The sequence below is a fragment of the Micromonospora sp. KC213 genome (assembly GCF_004348325.1).
GTDB lineage: Bacteria > Actinomycetota > Actinomycetes > Mycobacteriales > Micromonosporaceae > Micromonospora.
Genome location: NZ_SMKF01000146.1, coordinates 1 through 15,702 on the forward strand (window position 1 = coordinate 1; position 15,702 = coordinate 15,702).

Sequence of the window (15,702 nt, forward strand, 5' to 3'; positions counted from 1 at the left end):
CCCCCGTGGATTGCCTCACCTTCACTTGCGGAAGCGGCCTCCACCGATCCGCCTGCCGCCCGCGCCCGCTCCGCCGCCGCCGCCGCCACCGTACCCGGACGCTTACGCGCCACCCACCCCTCGATGGCCCGCTGTGGCGCCCGGGTCACCCCGAGTGCACCCGGCGGCACGTCCTGGCTGATCGCGCTGCCCGCCGCCACGTACGCCCCCGGGCCCACCTCGACCGGGGCGATCAGGCTGGTGTCACAGCCGATGAAGGCCGCCTCGCCCACCGTGGTGCGGTGCTTGTTCACCCCGTCGTAGTTCACGAAGATCGTCGCCGCGCCGATGTTCGCCTTCGCGCCGATCGTGGCATCCCCCACGTACGACAGGTGCGGCACCTTCGCACCCGCACCCACCTCGGAGTTCTTCACCTCGACGAACGTGCCGACCTTCGATCCCTCGGCCAGCCGCGCCGCCGGCCGCAGGTACGCGTACGGCCCGACGCTCGCCCCCGGCCCCACCTCGGCGCCCACCGCGTGGCTGCGCAACACCGTCGCCGACGGCCCCACCACGGTGTCGACCAGCGTGACGTCCGGCCCGATGACCGCCTCCGCGCCCACCACCGTCGCGCCACGCAGCTGCGTGTTCTGGTCGATCACCGCGTCCCGGGCCACCGTCGCGGTGACGTCGATCCAGGTGGTCTCCGGGTCGAGGATGCTCACCCCGCTGCGCATCCATGCCTCGTTCACCCGCTCGCGCAGCAACCGGCGCAGACCGGCCAACTCGACCCGGTCGTTGCAGCCCAGCGTCTCGACATGGTCCGCGGCCAGGTGCACGCCCACCGGCTCACCGGCGGAGACCAGCAGACCGAAGACGTCCGTGAGGTACTCCTCGCCCTGGTCGTTGTCGGTGGAGAGCTTGCCCAGCGCGTCCCGCAGCCGGGCCACGTCGAACGCGTAGATACCCGCGTTGATCTCCCGCAGCGCGCGCTGCGCCGGACTCGCGTCGCGCTCCTCGACGATCTGCTCCAGTCGACCGTCGGCGTCCCGCACGATCCGGCCCAGACCCGTCGGGTCGGGCACCTCGGCGGCGAGCACGGTGGCCGCGGCGCCCGCCCCCTCGTGCGCCTCCACCAGCGCGGCGACCGTCTCGGCGCGCAGCAGCGGCACGTCCCCGTTGATCACCACGACGGTGCCGGACGCCTCAGGCACCGCGTCCAGCGCGATCCGGACCGCGTGCCCGGTGCCAAGCTGCTCGGACTGCAGTACGGGGGTGGCGGCCGGGGCGATCTCGGTCAGGTGCGCCCGCACCCGGTCGGCGCCGTGGCCGACCACGACCACCGTGCGGTCCGCGTTCAACGGCGCGGCCGCAGCCAGCACATGGCCGAGCAGCGTACGGCCGAGCAGCGGATGCAGCACCTTGGGCAGCGACGACTTCATCCGCTTGCCCTCACCGGCGGCGAGCACGACGACGGTACGGAGGTAGGGCTGGGACACGACGTGGCTCCCGTCGGGAAGGCGACAGTCTCGCGGCCATGCTAACCACGCACGCGCCGCAATCCGCACTCGGTCACACAAACGACGAAAACATGCCCGCCAACGGCAGGGGCGAGCTGGGGTGCCTGGATTCGAACCAGGAGCTCAAGGCTCCAAAGGCCTGCGGGTTGCCGTTACCCCACACCCCATCGCTTGTCAACACCTTACGGCCCATAAATCTGGGACCCCGCGCTGTCGACAATTCGGAACAGCTCGGCGATCATACCCTCGATTCGCCAGTACAGCTCGCGGCTGCGCGGGACGTCGATCACGAGGCAACCGTGGTATCCGTCGCCGGTGTTCCGCCGCAGGGTGGTGGGGTTGTGCCGCTTGAGCGTCGGGCGTCGGAAGCGCTGCGGGGGCACTCCGAGGGTGTCGACCCACCAACGTACGGCACCGTCGACGTCGGCGGACTCGTGGATGGTGACCCGGTAGCTCGGCAGGGACCGGCTCACCCCACAGCTCTCCAGAAAGCGGAGGAACAACGCCAGCAGCCCTGGATCACTGTTGACGAACTGGACGTGGTCGTGGCGCCGCCACGGCTTCGACTTCGACCCCTCGCACCAGTACAGCGCCGCACCCAGCAGCAGCAGATCTCGCTCGTTCAGTGGACCCACCCTCGCGGCCATCTCGCGGTGGACCTGACGCTGTGCGGCGTCGCGCGCCTCCCGATGCGCGGCCCAGCGAGCGTCCGATGCGGCCGTCGAGCGGGTGCGTGGGATCACCCCGCTCTCGTCCCGGTCGAGCGGGAGGTGCTTCACCCACTGGTACGCGGTCGACCGGCTCACCCCGAGCCGCGCGGCGATCTCCGGCACCGCGCAGCCCTGTCCGCGCAATGCCAGCGCCTGCGTACGCAGTTCGTCCTTGGCGTTGGGCCGTCGGGTCCACCGCGGCGGCGGCACCCCGCGCAGCAGCTCGTACACGCGGTTGCGGCCCAGCCCGGTGCGGGCCCGGATCTCGCGGACGGAGAGCCCCTCCTCGGCCCGCAGCCGGCGCACCTCGTCAGCGGTCGGATCGGTCACGCATGGCAGGTTAGGACGCCCGTACGACAGCGGGTTCATTCATCTGGGCAACTGTTCACCACACCGCTCCGGCAGCCTAAGTTACGGTGACGTAGGCGTAGTCTTCCTGCTGCTGCGAGGTGTCATGTTGACCTCTCTGACACAACCCGCCGGCACCGGGCCGAAGCCGCTCACCCAGGGCCCGCAGTCCACGGGCATCCTGGTGGCGCTCTGGGCCTTCGTGGTCGTACCCTTCCTGGCCCTGGTCGCCGCGGTGCCGGTCGCCTGGGGTGGTTGGTTGAGCCCGACGGACGTCACCGTAGCCGCCTTCTGGTACGTCCTGTCCGGGCTGGGCATCACCGTCGGCTACCACCGCTACTTCACCCACGGCTCGTTCAAGGCATCCCGTCCGCTGCGGATATCGCTGGCGGTGGCGGGCTCGTTCGCCGTCCAGGGCGAGATCATCCAGTGGGTCGCCGACCACCGCCGGCACCACGCCTTCTCCGACCTCGACGGTGATCCGCACTCGCCCTGGCGGTACGGGGAGACCGTCCGGGGACTGGTGAAGGGCCTGTTCCACGCCCACGTCGGTTGGCTCTTCGGTCGGGAGTTGTCCAACCGGGCGCGGTTCGCCCCGGACCTGCTCGCCGACCGCGACACCCGGCGGGTGGACCGGTTCTTCCCGCTGCTGGTGGTCGTCTCGGTGCTCGGGCCGGCGATGATGGGCGGGTTGCTGACGTGGTCCTGGTCGGGGGCGCTGAGCGCGCTGTTCTGGGGCGGTCTGGTGCGGATCTCGCTGCTGCACCACGTCACCTGGTCGATCAACTCGATCTGCCATGTGTACGGTGAGCGGCCCTTCGCGATGCGGCCGGGCGACCGGGCGTCGAACTTCTGGCCGCTGGCGCTGCTGTCCTTCGGCGAGAGCTGGCACAACCTGCACCACGCCGATCCCACCAGCGCGCGGCACGGGGTGCTGCGGGGTCAGGTCGACGTCTCAGCCCGGGTGATCTGGTTGCTGGAGCGGCTGGGTGCGGCCCGGGACGTGCGTTGGCCGAAGCCGGAGCGGATCGCGGCGAAGCTGGCTCGGCCGGCCACACCGGAGTAGCGCCGGCCGGTGCCCGCCGGGATCGGCCGGCAGCACGGGCGGTGCCCGTTGAAGTCGCCTGGCAGTATGTCCAGGGTGGCCGACGAGGACGGGCACTGCGCAACGATCATCCCACGACAGGGCGTCACCGAGCGCCGGCGAGGTGACGCATGACGGACGGGAGCGCGGGCGGGCACCGGCGGACGGTGCCGGCGGGGGCCGCCAAGCCGCCGTCGCGGGTACGCATGTCGGCGGGGCAGCGCCGGGAGCAGCTGATCTCGATCGGCCGGCAGATCTTCGCCGAGAAGGGCTTCGACGCCACGTCGATCGAGGAGGTGGCGTCCCGCGCGAAGGTCTCCAAGCCGGTGGTCTACGAGCACTTCGGCGGCAAGGAGGGGCTGTACGCGGTGGTGGTCGACCGCGAGGTGCGCGCCCTGCTGGACCGGATCACCACGGCGCTGACCGCGGGGCATCCGCATGAGCTGTTGGAGCAGGCGGCGCTCGCCCTGCTGACCTACATCGAGGAGGAGACCAGCGGGTTCCGGGTGCTGGTCCGCGAGTCGCCGCTGATGTCGGCGACGGGCAACTTCAGCAGCGTGATGAACGACGTCGGGCACCAGGTGGAGCACATCCTGGGTGCCGAGTTCTCCAGCCGGGGGTACGACCCGAAGCTGGCCGAGTTGTACTCGCAGGCCCTGGTGGGGATGGTGGCGTTGACCGGCCGCTGGTGGCTGGAGGTGCGTAAGCCGCGTAAGGAGACGGTGGCCGCGCACCTGGTGAACCTGGCCTGGAACGGGCTGTCGCACCTGGAGGCGAAGCCGGAGTTGATCACTCGCCGGCGGGGCTGAGCCTGCTGTTCAGCGGGTGCCGGCCTCGGAGACCGGGTGCCGGCGGTTGCGCCGTTCCTCCTCGGCGTGTTCGTCGGTGCCGACCTTGTCGTAGAGGCCGGTGCCGAGCAGGATCAGGCCGAAGATCATCGACACGATGACCGTCGACATGGAGAAGTTGAGGAAGTTGACCGGTGTCTCCAGTACGGCCAGCATCAGCACGCTGGTGACCAGGAAGATCCCGCCGGCGGTCAGGTTCATGTAGTGACCGAGGTTGTCGCGGCGGGACGCCCCGACGATCAGTACCGCACCGAAGATCACGGAGACCAGCGAGAACGCCAGGTTGGTGCGGAGTCCCAGGGCGAAGTTCGCGTCTCGGTCGAACAGCGGGTCGCCCCAGGTGAGGACGACACCCCAGATGCCGAAGACGAGAATGTAGAGGCCCACGAGCCCGGCGAGCGCCCGGTAGAGCGGGCGCGCCGGATGGTTCACCGGTAGGTGCACGACAACCCCTCCGTCCCAACTGACCGTTTCAGTAGGATTGTCCATCCAATCGGGGGCGGGTGTCCGTCGAACCGCCGGGCCGGGCGGGCACGGCACCGTCGTCGCGCCCGCGATCGCCTCCACGGCTACGGCAGCCAGAGTGCGACGTCAGCGGAGACGGTTGATCCCGCCCCACCGATGGCGGAGCGGGATCAGGACCGGTTTGGCCGGGAGGTCAGAGCACCAGGCGGGCCTGCTCGAAGGCCTCCCGCTCCTCGTCGGTGCCGACCTTGCCGTACATGCCGGCCATCAGCAGGACGAGGCTGAGGGTCAGCACCACGATGTCGGTGGCGATGGTGAAGTTGAAGATGTTGGCGTCGGTCTGGATGAACGCCAGCGACGCCAGGCCGATCACCATCAGGGCGTACGCCAGGAACTGGTTGACCGCCACGTCGATGTTGCGGCCGATCGCGATGCCGGCCAGGACGACGCCGCCGACGACGATGCTGACCAACGAGTACGCGAGGTTCGTGCCCTGGCCGAGAACCTTGGTGTCATCCTGGGCGAAGAGGTCGTTGCCGAGGCTCGCGAGGACGCCGAGCACACCGAAGACCACGAAGTACAGACCAACGAGCCCGCCGATCGCCCGGTAGATCGGCCGCGCGGGGTGGTTGACGGGGGTATGGGCCATGGCTGAGTCTCCAACGCCGTTCGGATGAGAGAGGTCGTCGACGATTGTCCCGCATCGCGGGTTGTGACGCCGCACACGGCCCCCGTCGGTAATCGGGGGGGGCCGGGCGGCCCCTCAGAGCGGTGGAATCCGGTCGGCCAGGAGCAGCCAGCTCTCCTCTGTCTGTTCGCGTTCGGCGCGTACCTCCTTGAGCTGCGCGTCGAGTTCGGCGACCGTCGCGTAGTCGGTGGCGTGCGTGGCGAGTTGGTCGAGCAGGGTCGCCTCCCGCTGCTCCAGCTTGCCGATCTGCCGTTCCAGGCGGGTCAGCTCCTTGCGGGCCTGCCGGGCTTCCGCGGCGGACATGCCGGCTTCGGTGGGAGCCGGCGCGGCGCTGGCCCTGGGTTGCTCCGGCCCGGCGGCCTTGCCGGGGCGGTCCGCCCCGGAAGCCGCCTTGCCGAGGCGGTCCGCACCGGCGGCCCGGGCCAGGTACTCGTCGACGCCGCCGGGCAGGTGCACCAGCCGGCCGTCGCCGAACATCCCGTAGGCGTTGTCGGCGACGCGTTCGATCAGGTAACGGTCGTGGCTGGCGACGATGATCGTGCCCGGCCAGGAGTCCAGCAGGTCCTCCAGGGCGGCGAGGGTGTCGGTGTCCAGGTCGTTGGTGGGTTCGTCGAAGAGGAGCACGTTGGGCTCCCCGGCGAGCAGCCGCAGCATCTGCAGGCGACGACGTTCCCCGCCGGACAGGTCACCGACCGGGGTCCAGAGGCGCCGGTCGTCGAATCCGAAGATCTCGGCGAGCTGGGCGGCGGAGATCTCCCGGTCGCCGAGCTGCACCCGGCGGGCGATCTCCTCGACGGCTTCGAGGACCCGCAGGTGGCTGGGAAGTTCGGCCAGTTCCTGGGAGAGGAAGGCGGGCCGGACGGTCGAGCCGGTACGGAAATGCCCGCCGGTGGGGCGGGTGACCCCGGCCAGCATGCGCAGCAGGGTGGTCTTGCCGGCACCGTTGCGGCCGAGGATGGCGATCCGGTCGCCGGGTCCGACCTGCCAGGTGACGTCGTCGAGGATGGTCTTGGGGCCGGCGTGCAGCGTGACGTGTTCCAGGTCGTACACCTGCTTGCCGAGCCGGGCGGTGGCGAGCCGTTGCAGCGAGCTGGTGTCGCGTGGCGGCGGCACGTCGGCGATCAGCGCGTTGGCCGCGTCGATGCGGAACTTCGGCTTCGAGGTGCGGGCCGGGGCGCCCCGGCGCAGCCAGGCGATCTCCTTGCGGAGCAGGTTCTGCCGGCGGGCCTCGGTGGCGGCGGCGACCCGTTCCCGTTCCACCCGGGCCAGGGTCCAGGCGGCGAAGCCGCCCTCGTACGATCGGACGGTCTGGTCGGCGACCTCCCAGGTGGTGGTGCAGACCGCGTCGAGGAACCACCGATCGTGGGTGACCACGATGAGCGCGCCCTTGCGGCCCACCAGGTACGTCGCGAGCCAGTCGACGCCGCCGACGTCGAGGTGGTTGGTGGGCTCGTCGAGGATCAGCAGGTCGGCCTCGCGGACCAGCAGCGCGGCCAGGGCAACCCGGCGGCGCTCGCCCCCGGACATCGGGCCGACCGGCTGGTCGAGGCCGAGGTGGGGCATGCCGAGGCCGTCGAGGATGGCCCGGACCCCGGCGTCGCCGGCCCACTCGTGCTCGGCGCCCATGCTCTCGGCGAGCCAGGCGGTGCCGAGGACGACGTCCCGGACGGTGGCCTCGGCAGCCAGCGTCAGGCTCTGCGGCAACGAGGCGACGCGCAGGTCGCGGCGGTGGGTGACCCGGCCGTCGTCCGGTTCCTCCTGCCGGGTGAGCAGCCGCAACAGGGTGGACTTGCCGGCGCCGTTGAGGCCGACCACACCGATCCGGTCGGCGTCGTCGAGGCCGAGCGAGACGTCGGTGAGCAGCGGCCCGGCGGCGCCGTACCCCTTGGAAACCCGGTCCAGGTTGACGATGTTGGCCACGACCTCACCTCCCATGATCAGGGCGTCCCGGTGCCGGCTGGCACCTCAGGACGCCCGGCCTCAAGGGTACGCGGAGCGCGGCCCGCGCCCCGGCCTCGGCCCGTTCCCTTGATCGCCCCGCGCCGGACCCCTGTTCGTCTCGTGATCGACTCAGCTTGCGGCATCCTGCGCTATCAGCGCGGCCGGACAGCCCGACCTGGCGCAGGCGGAGTCGATCAAGAGGGCGGGGCCGACGGACCGAGACGTGCCGGCACGGGCGTGGAGCAGGCAGGCGGGCTGCGTCAGATGACGCGGGCGCCGGGGACCGGGCCATGAGCCACCCGCACCTGCCGGCACACTCCGGCCGCGGTCAACTCGCCCGCGAGGCGCTGCGCGTCGGCGGCGTCGGCGGCGAGGAAGACGCACGTCGGCCCCGAACCGGAGACGAGACCGGCGAGCGCGCCCGCCGACTCACCGGCCTTCAGGGTGTCGGCGAGGGACGGGCGCATCGCCAACGCGGCGTCCTGCAGATCGTTGCCGAGGGTCGCGGCGAGCACCCGGGGATCGCGTTGGCGCAGCGCGGCGAGCAGCGCGTCGGTGCTGCCCAGCGGCTCACCGGCGGTGCCCACGTCGCGGAGCCGGTCCAGCTCCCGGTAGGCGGCGGGGGTGGCCAGCCCACCATCGGCGATGGCCACCACCCAGTGCCAGGAGGTGGGGCGGGCCAGCACCGGGCTGACCGCCTCGCCCCGACCGGTGCCGAGGGCGGTGCCGCCGTGGATCAGGAACGGCACGTCGGAACCGAGGTCGGCGGCGATGCCGGCCAGCTCGTCCCGGGACAGGCCGGTGCCCCAGAGCGCGTCGCAGGCGACCAGGGCGGCGGCGGCGTCGGCACTGCCGCCGGCCAGCCCGCCCGCGAGCGGGATCTGCTTACGCAGGTGCAGCCGGGCGTGCGGCATGACGCCGGAGTACCCGGCGAGGGCGTGCGCCGCCCGGATCGCCAGGTTGGAGTCGTCCAGAGCCAGCTCACCGGCGCCCTCACCCTCCATGGTGAGGGTGAGCGTGTCACCCCGTCGGGCGGTGAGCTCGTCGTAGATGGAGATCGCGTGATAGACGGTGTTCAGCTCGTGGTAGCCGTCGCGACGCAGCGGCCCCACCCCGAGATGCAGGTTGACCTTGGCAGGCACCCGGACCTTGACCGGCCCGGTGGCGCCCCGCCGCCGCTGCTCGTCCTCGTCGTCCGGTCGCCAGGCCTCGGTCACGGGGCGAGATCCCGCGGACGCAGGCGGATGTCGAACGGCTTCTCCACGATCAGCTCCTCGGCGGAGTCGACGGCCGGCCAGCACCCGCCGTCGAACGGTCGTACGCGTACACGCGTGGTGGGACGGCGCCAGCCTACTGCGCGGCGTCGGCGGGGGCGGAAGCCGACGCGGCGATCGCGGCGAACTGCTCCACGGTGAGCGACTCCCCGCGCGCCCCGGGGTCCACCCCGGCTGCGGTGAGCGCGGCGGCGGCCCGGTCCGCGCCGCCGGCCCACCCGGCCAGGGCGGCGCGCAGCGTCTTGCGGCGCTGGGCGAAGGCGGCGTCGACGACGGCGAAGACAGCCTCCCGGGCGACGTCGGGGCGGGGCGGGTCACGGCGGGTGAAGGCGACCAGCCCGGAGTCGACGTTCGGCACCGGCCAGAACACGTTCGGCGGCACCCGACCGGCGGCGCGGGCCCGGGAGTACCAGGCGAGCTTGACCGACGGGATGCCGTACACCTTGGAGCCCGGACCGGCGACCAGCCGGTCGGCGACCTCCTTCTGCACCATCACCAGGCCGTGGCGGAGGCTGGGCAGCTCGGCGAGCAGGTGCAGTACCACCGGCACGGCGACGTTGTACGGCAGGTTCGCCACCAGCGCGGTCGGCGCCGGGTCGGCCAGCTCCGCGGCGGTGACCCGCAGGGCGTCGGCGTGGTGCACGGTGAGCCGGGCGGCGTCGCCGCCGGCATGCCGGGCGGCGGTCTGCGGCAGCGCGCCGGCCAGCACCGGGTCGATCTCCACGGCGTGCACGTGGGCAGCCACCGGAAGCAGGGCCAGGGTGAGCGAGCCGAGGCCGGGGCCGACCTCCAGCGCCACGTCGTCCGGGGTGAGCCCGGCGACGGTGACGATCCGGCGGACCGTGTTCGGGTCGTGCACGAAGTTCTGGCCGAGCTTCTTGGTGGGGTGCACCCCGAGCCGGGCGGCGAGTTCCCGGATCTCCGCCGGGCCGAGGAGTCCGGTCACGCCCGTAGCGTAGCGGCGGGGCCGGACCCGCTCACCACGGGCCGAAGACCCGGTCGCCGGTGGCGGAGATCGCCGCACACAGCTCGTCCAGGTCGGCCCCCGTGGTCGCGGCCAGGGACCGGACCGTCAGCGGGATCAGGTACGACGCGTTCGGCCGGCCCCGGTGCGGCATCGGCGTCAGGTACGGCGCGTCGGTCTCCACCAGGATCTGGTCGAGCGGGGTGAGGGCGGCGGCCGCACGCAGCGCGCCAGCGCTGCCGAAGGTGACGGTGCCGGCGAAGCTGAGCAGGTAGCCGCGGCGGACGCACTCGCGGGCGAAGTCGGCGTCGCCGGAGAAGCAGTGCAGGACCACCGTGTCGGGGGCACCCTCGTCGTCGAGGACGCGCAGCACGTCGGCGTGTGCGTCCCGGTCGTGGATGACCAGTGCCTTGCCGTACCGCTTGGCGATGGCGACGTGCGCGCGGAAGCTCTCCTCCTGCGCGGCGCGTCCCTCGTCGCCGGTGCGGAAGAAGTCCATGCCGGTCTCGCCGATGCCGCGCACCCGGTCCCGGGCGGCGAGCGTCTCGATCTGGCGCAGCGCCTCGTCCAGGTCGGCCAGGCGGGGCGCCTCGTTCGGGTGCAGCGCCACGGTGGCCAGCACCGCCGGGTACCTGTCGGCCGCGTCGGCGCTCCAGCGGGATGAGCCGACGTCGACCCCGACCTGGACCAGCCGGTCCACGCCGACGCCAGCGGCCACCTCGATCGCGGCGGCGACCGGGTCGTCGGCGGACCCGGCGCTTCCTGGCTGCTCCGCTGCGGGCGGGCGGGGCGGCGCGCCGGCCTCGCTGACGGTGATGTCCAGGTGGGTGTGGCTGTCCAGCACGGGGCGGGGCAGCGGCTCCGGGACGGGCGGGAACTCCCCGGCCCGGCGGGCGGCGCGCTGCTTGCGGGATTCGGTGCGCTCACTCATCTCGGCCAGCATCACACACCGTCCGGCGGTGGCGTCTCCGGGACGCCATGAACTGTTCACCCGGCTGCCATCGAGCGCGATTACTGTCCGCAGGATGTCCGTCACCCCCCAGGCTCGCGGCACCGGACTGCACGTGACGTTCGGGGGCGCGACGTACCCGGCGGAGGAGATCGCCCGGGGTGCGGCGTACGAGCTGCGCAGTGCCGAGGAGGTGCCCGGTTTCGAGTGGGCGCCCCGGGCCGGGTCGACGTTGCCGTGGCGGCGGTTCGCGCACGTCACGGAGGTGGGTGCGGTGCTCGGCGCGACGGAACCGGCCGAGGATCCGGAGTCGCCGCTGCTGGTGCCGCTGCACCGGGAGCGGGGCTGGTCGTACGTGCACCAGCTCAGCCAGCAGCCGTCGGCCGCGGGGGATCCGACGCTGGTGGCGGTACGGGCCTCGGCGGTGGTGCGGCGGGGCACCCGGATGGTGAAGGTGCTCTCCACCGGGCAGCTCGCCGCAGTGGTGCGGGGCTGGCTGCCGCACGGCTTCTGCTTCCGGGAGCACGACGTGGCGCATCTGCGCACCCCGTCGGGGTTGGCGGTGTTGCGCGGCGACGGCGCGGCGGCCGGCGACGTGGCGTACGCGCTGCACTGGCGGGCGGTCGATCCGACCGACTACGACGTGCCGGTGGGCCCGGCGCACCGGGGTCTGCCGGCGTTGCCGTCCCGGGACCGGGCGGGTCCGCCGGTGCTGGGCACCGGGTTCGTGCCAAGCAGTGGGCAGCTCATCCCCGAGTTCGTCACCCGGGACTTCACCGACCTGCCGCTGCCGGCGAACGCGACCCTGCTGGCGTACACCACCGACGGGGTGGAGGTGGTGCTCTACCGCTACCAGGCGGAGCAGCGGGGTTGGCTGCGGATGGTCGGCCCGCGGTTCCGGCACCTGCTGGCCGGGGTGCCGGGGCTCTCCCCGGACCAGGAGTACCTGCCCGCCGGCGACCTGCCCCGCTCCACCCAGCTGGTTGGCGGGTACGCGGGCGGCGAGTACGAGGCGGTGGCGGATCTGCCGGGCGGGTTCCGGGTGCTGGCGATGACCCGGGCGACCCGGTACCCGGTGGAGTGGGTGGCCCGCCGACTGCGGTTGGCACAGTGGCGGGGCGCACGCTGCCAGGTGTTGCGGGAGGAGTCGGGCTGGTTGCGGCTGCGGCTGTGCGCCCCGGATCCGGACGCGGTGGCCGCCACCGGCGCGCAGTGCCAGGAGCGGGGGGTGTACGAGGTGTGGGCACCGGGGGCGGAGGTCACCGACGACCGGGTGATGGACGTGCCGTACCCGCTGGCATAAGCCGGGGCGGGTCGGGAAAGCGCGCTCGTCCGTGACCCCTACGACCGGGAGAGCCGATGCCCTTCATCACCGTCGGCGCGGAGAACTCCGCGCCCATCGACCTGTACTACGAGGACCATGGGGCCGGCCGGCCGGTGGTGCTGATCCACGGTTTCCCGTTCAACGGCGCGACGTGGGAGAAGCAGACCGGGCCGCTGCTGGCGGCGGGCTACCGGGTGATCACGTACGACCGGCGGGGTTTCGGGGCGTCCAGCCAGCCGGCCACGGGGTACGACTACGACACCTTCGCCGCGGACCTCGACATGATCATGGCGGAGTTGGACCTGCGCGACGCGGTGCTCGTCGGGCACTCGATGGGCACCGGTGAGGTGATCCGCTTCCTGAGTCGGTACGGGTCGCAGCGGGTGGACCGGGTGGTGCTGCTGGCCCCACTGGCGCCGTTCCTGCTGAAGACGCCGGACAACCCGCAGGGGGTGGAGCAGGGCCTGTTCGACGGGTTCCAGCAGGCCATCCGCGACGACCGGTTCGCCTTCCTCACCCAGTTCTGCCAGAACTTCTTCAACTGGGAGGAGAACAAGGGGAAGCTGGTCAGCGAGGAGGCGTTCCGGGCGCACTGGAACATCGGGGCGCAGGCGTCGGCGAAGGGGACGTTGGACTGCGTCAACGCCTGGCTGACCGATTTCCGCACCGACCTGCCGCGCATCGACGTGCCGGCGCTGATCGTGCAGGGCGACGCCGACCGGGTGCTGCCGTACGAGGTGACCGGGCAGCGGTTGCAGCCGTTGCTGCCCACCGCCACGTTGGTGCCGTTGCGGGGGGCACCGCACGGCATCCCCTGGACCAACGCCGGCGAGGTCAATCAGGCGATCATGGAGTTCCTGGGCGCCCCGGCGATGGCCGGGGCCTGACGACCGTTTCCGGGCGGGCGCGGCGCGCCCGCCCGGGCGGTGTCAGCCGGCCAGCCGGGCCAGTTCCTCGTCGACGATCGACGGGTCGAGCTTGCGGAAGACCGGTTTGGGCGCGGCCAGCGGTCGGCCGGCCTCCACCGGTACCGACTCCCAGCGTGCCCCGACCGTGTAGTCGCCGGTGAGCACCGGGTACGCCGGACCGCCGTCGAGGTCGTCGACCTCCTCGATGACCGGCATCGGCGCGTGCACCCCGGTGCCGCCGAGCAGCTCGTGGATCTGCTGCGCGGAGTGCGGCAGGAACGGGGTGAGCAGCGTGTTGGCGTCGCTGACCACCTGGAGCGCGACGTGCAGGATGGTGCCCATCCGCGGCTTGTCGTCAGCGTCCTTGAGTTTCCACGGGGCCTGTTCCGACAGGTACCGGTTGGCTTCGGCGACGACCTTCATCGCCTCGCCGATGGCCTGCTTCTGGCGGTGCCGGGCGATCAGGTCGCCGACGACGGCGAAGCCGGCACGGGCGGTGGCCAGCAGTGCCTCGTCGGCCTCGGTGAGCCCGGCCGGGTCGATCGGCGGGATGGCCCCGAAGTTCTTGGCCGCCATCGAGATGGACCGGTTGACCAGGTTGCCCCAGCCGGCGACCAGCTCGTCGTTGTTGCGGCGAAGGAACTCGGCCCAGGTGAAGTCGGTGTCGTTGCTCTCCGGGCCGGCGACGGCGATGAAGTAGCGCAGGGCGTCGGCGTCGTAGCGCTCCAGGAAGTCGCGGACGTAGATGACGACCTTGCGGGACGAGGAGAACTTGCGCCCCTCCATGGTCAGGTACTCGCTGGAGACCACCTCGGTGGGCAGGTTGAGTCGGCCCAGTTCACCGGGGGCGCCGTCCCGGGAGCCCTCGCCGGAGTAGCCGCTGAGCAGCGCCGGCCAGATCACCGAGTGGAAGACGATGTTGTCCTTGCCCATGAAGTAGTAGCCCTGGGCCGTCTTGCCCGGCCCGTCGGCGGACCACCACTTCCGCCACGCCTCCGGGTCGCCGGTGCGGCGGGCCCACTCGATCGAGGCGGACAGGTAGCCGATGACGGCGTCGAACCAGACGTAGATCCGCTTGTCGGGCCGGTCCTGCCAGCCGTCGAGGGGGATCGGCACGCCCCATTCCAGGTCGCGGGTGATGGCCCGGGGCTGGAGGTCGTCGAGCAGGTTCTTCGAGAAGCGCAGCACGTTGGGGCGCCAGCCCTCGCGGGTGTCCAGCCACTGGCGCAGCACGTCGGCGAGGGCGGGCAGGTCGAGGAAGAAGTGCTCGGTCTCGACGAACTCCGGCGTCTCACCGTTGATTTTCGACTTGGGGTTGAGCAGGTCGACCGGGTCGAGCTGGTTGCCGCAGTTGTCGCACTGGTCGCCGCGGGCGCTGTCGTACCCGCAGATCGGGCAGGTGCCCTCGATGTAGCGGTCGGGCAGGGTCCGGCCGGTGGAGGGGGAGATCGCGCCGGTGGTGACCTTGGGGACGATGTAGCCGTTGCGGTGCAGCCCGGCGAAGACCTCCTGCACGACCGCGTAGTGGTTGCGGGTGGTGGTGCGGGTGAACAGGTCGTAGGAGAGGCCCAGCGCCCTCAGGTCCTCGGCGATGACCCGGTTGTACCGGTCGGCCAGCTCGCGCGGGGTGACCCCCTCCGCGTCGGCCTGCACCTGGATCGGAGTGCCGTGTTCGTCGGTGCCGGAGACCATGAGCACGTCGTGACCGGCCATCCGCATGTACCGGGCGAAGACGTCGGAGGGAACGCCGAATCCGGAGACGTGGCCGATGTGGCGCGGGCCGTTGGCGTAGGGCCAGGCGACCGCGGCGAGAACGTGACTCATGACCAGCAAGCCTAGTGACCGGGCCGGGGCGTCCGCGAACCAATAGGGCGCGTCCCACGCCCACCGGCCGGACGCTCGTCCGATTCGTCACCGACACGCGGCCTGAGCTGCGCCCCGACCGCGCGGCCACGGTGTCCAATGAACGCCGTGGCGGCGAGACAAGCGGGACACGACGAGCCCTCCCCCGGCACCCCGGAGCCGGTCCGGTCCGACCCGGCGAGGGCGCCAACCGGGCCGGTCCCGCGACCGGCGAGCGGTTCGGGCGGATGCGGGGGCACGGTGGCACCGCAGCCGCGGGTGGCCTCCGGGCCGGACAATTCGCCCGCCGAGGTGGAACCGACCACCGGCGCGCCGGTCGACGCGGTGCCACGCCGGGTTCCGGTCCGCCGGCCGCGCGGGCAGCGCGCGGAAGCCGATCGCGACCCGCGCACGGCCGACGACGGCGGGTTCCTCTGGCCTTCCATCGAGGAGGTGCACTGGGACGGCACGCCGCTGCGGGAGGAGTCGAAGCAGGCCCGGAAGCCGCCAGCCGCGCCTGCCCGTCCCCGCGCGCCCCGTGCCCCGCATCCTCCGGACCCGGTACGCGGACTGGCGACACTGCTGGCGTTGAGCCTGGTCGCCGCCTTCTTCGGTTGGGTCAGCGCCGGCCCGTTCTGGTTGGCGGTCGGGCACGCCACGACCGGGACCGTGGTGGTCACGGACTGCTCCGGGGGCGGCCTGACCCAGCGGTGCCGGGGGATCTTCACCGCCGACCGGGAACGGTTCCGTGTCCACGGCGTACGCATCAGCGGGGTGCCGGAGGGGCGGGGCGGGGACGGTGCGTCGCTTGCGGCCCGGATGACCGGTCCCGACGACGACACCGCGTACGTCGACACC

General features: G+C 72.2%; 14 protein-coding genes and 1 tRNA gene. 5 read left to right on the forward strand and 10 right to left on the reverse strand.

The window, feature by feature from the left end; translation table 11 throughout:
• The 3 genes from glmU to E1166_RS23615 form a co-directional block, all read right to left on the reverse strand.
• Window positions 1-1,421: bifunctional UDP-N-acetylglucosamine diphosphorylase/glucosamine-1-phosphate N-acetyltransferase GlmU (gene glmU / locus E1166_RS23605; protein WP_243710489.1), on the reverse strand; the 1,421-nt coding region annotated here is incomplete at its 3' end.
• Window positions 1,422-1,594: 173 nt separating this feature from the next.
• Window positions 1,595-1,666: transfer RNA gene (locus E1166_RS23610), tRNA-Gln, on the reverse strand.
• 15 nt (window positions 1,667-1,681) lie between these two features.
• Entirely contained in the window at window positions 1,682-2,539 is an 858-nt protein-coding gene (locus E1166_RS23615; RefSeq protein ID WP_132342113.1) for a helix-turn-helix domain-containing protein, read from the reverse strand.
• A gap of 124 nt (window positions 2,540-2,663) precedes the next feature.
• On the opposite strand from E1166_RS23615, the gene E1166_RS23620 reads away from it, so the two are divergent.
• Both E1166_RS23620 and E1166_RS23625 read left to right on the forward strand, forming a co-directional pair.
• Complete coding sequence (locus E1166_RS23620; protein WP_132342115.1) at window positions 2,664-3,623, forward strand: acyl-CoA desaturase; 960 nt, start codon at window positions 2,664-2,666, stop codon at window positions 3,621-3,623.
• A 149-nt stretch (window positions 3,624-3,772) separates the two neighbouring features.
• Entirely contained in the window at window positions 3,773-4,450 is a 678-nt protein-coding gene (locus E1166_RS23625; protein ID WP_132342118.1) for a TetR/AcrR family transcriptional regulator, read from the forward strand.
• A gap of 9 nt (window positions 4,451-4,459) precedes the next feature.
• Here E1166_RS23625 and E1166_RS23630 read toward each other — a convergent pair whose 3' ends face one another.
• The 6 genes from E1166_RS23630 to E1166_RS23660 form a co-directional block, all read right to left on the reverse strand.
• On the reverse strand, window positions 4,460-4,978 hold the full coding sequence (locus E1166_RS23630) for a DUF4383 domain-containing protein (protein ID WP_132268851.1): 519 nt from the start codon (window positions 4,976-4,978) through the stop codon (window positions 4,460-4,462).
• 169 nt (window positions 4,979-5,147) lie between these two features.
• Window positions 5,148-5,603: a DUF4383 domain-containing protein gene (locus E1166_RS23635; RefSeq protein ID WP_132268854.1), complete on the reverse strand. Its 456-nt coding sequence runs from the start codon at window positions 5,601-5,603 to the stop codon at window positions 5,148-5,150.
• A 114-nt stretch (window positions 5,604-5,717) separates the two neighbouring features.
• Window positions 5,718-7,562, reverse strand: a complete 1,845-nt coding sequence (locus tag E1166_RS23640) for an ABC-F family ATP-binding cassette domain-containing protein (RefSeq protein ID WP_132342121.1) — start codon at window positions 7,560-7,562, stop codon at window positions 5,718-5,720.
• A gap of 281 nt (window positions 7,563-7,843) precedes the next feature.
• Window positions 7,844-8,800, reverse strand: a complete 957-nt coding sequence (locus tag E1166_RS23645) for a 4-(cytidine 5'-diphospho)-2-C-methyl-D-erythritol kinase (RefSeq protein ID WP_132342124.1) — start codon at window positions 8,798-8,800, stop codon at window positions 7,844-7,846.
• A 133-nt stretch (window positions 8,801-8,933) separates the two neighbouring features.
• On the reverse strand, window positions 8,934-9,803 hold the full coding sequence (gene rsmA / locus E1166_RS23655; protein WP_132268862.1) for a 16S rRNA (adenine(1518)-N(6)/adenine(1519)-N(6))-dimethyltransferase RsmA: 870 nt from the start codon (window positions 9,801-9,803) through the stop codon (window positions 8,934-8,936).
• A 31-nt stretch (window positions 9,804-9,834) separates the two neighbouring features.
• A complete protein-coding gene (locus E1166_RS23660; RefSeq protein WP_132342126.1) occupies window positions 9,835-10,764 on the reverse strand; it encodes a TatD family hydrolase in 930 nt (309 codons plus the stop codon).
• Between the two features lie 82 nt (window positions 10,765-10,846).
• Here E1166_RS23660 and E1166_RS23665 point away from each other — a divergent pair, with 82 nt between their 5' ends.
• Together E1166_RS23665 and E1166_RS23670 are read left to right on the forward strand one after the other, a co-directional pair.
• Window positions 10,847-12,073, forward strand: coding sequence for a hypothetical protein (locus E1166_RS23665; RefSeq protein ID WP_132342129.1), 1,227 nt, complete (start codon window positions 10,847-10,849; stop codon window positions 12,071-12,073).
• Between the two features lie 56 nt (window positions 12,074-12,129).
• Entirely contained in the window at window positions 12,130-12,981 is an 852-nt protein-coding gene (locus E1166_RS23670; protein ID WP_132342132.1) for an alpha/beta hydrolase, read from the forward strand.
• A 42-nt stretch (window positions 12,982-13,023) separates the two neighbouring features.
• Here the strand turns inward: E1166_RS23670 and metG are convergent, their stop codons facing one another.
• Window positions 13,024-14,826, reverse strand: a complete 1,803-nt coding sequence (gene metG / locus E1166_RS23675) for a methionine--tRNA ligase (protein ID WP_132342135.1) — start codon at window positions 14,824-14,826, stop codon at window positions 13,024-13,026.
• Between the two features lie 279 nt (window positions 14,827-15,105).
• On the opposite strand from metG, the gene E1166_RS23680 reads away from it, so the two are divergent.
• The coding region (locus E1166_RS23680; RefSeq protein WP_132342137.1) for a hypothetical protein at window positions 15,106-15,702 on the forward strand (597 nt) is incomplete at its 3' end.

Excerpts from the sequence above, each read along its gene's own strand:
- E1166_RS23630 (WP_132268851.1), bottom strand. The coding sequence starts at position 4,978 with ATGGACAATCCTACTGAAACGGTCAGTTGGGACGGAGGGGTTGTCGTG.
- E1166_RS23660 (WP_132342126.1), bottom strand. The coding sequence starts at position 10,764 with ATGCTGGCCGAGATGAGTGAGCGCACCGAATCCCGCAAGCAGCGCGCC.
- metG (WP_132342135.1), bottom strand. The coding sequence starts at position 14,826 with ATGAGTCACGTTCTCGCCGCGGTCGCCTGGCCCTACGCCAACGGCCCG.
- E1166_RS23670 (WP_132342132.1), top strand. The coding sequence starts at position 12,130 with ATGCCCTTCATCACCGTCGGCGCGGAGAACTCCGCGCCCATCGACCTG.
- E1166_RS23625 (WP_132342118.1), top strand. The coding sequence starts at position 3,773 with ATGACGGACGGGAGCGCGGGCGGGCACCGGCGGACGGTGCCGGCGGGG.
- E1166_RS23620 (WP_132342115.1), top strand. The coding sequence starts at position 2,664 with ATGTTGACCTCTCTGACACAACCCGCCGGCACCGGGCCGAAGCCGCTC.
- E1166_RS23635 (WP_132268854.1), bottom strand. The coding sequence starts at position 5,603 with ATGGCCCATACCCCCGTCAACCACCCCGCGCGGCCGATCTACCGGGCG.
- E1166_RS23665 (WP_132342129.1), top strand. The coding sequence starts at position 10,847 with ATGTCCGTCACCCCCCAGGCTCGCGGCACCGGACTGCACGTGACGTTC.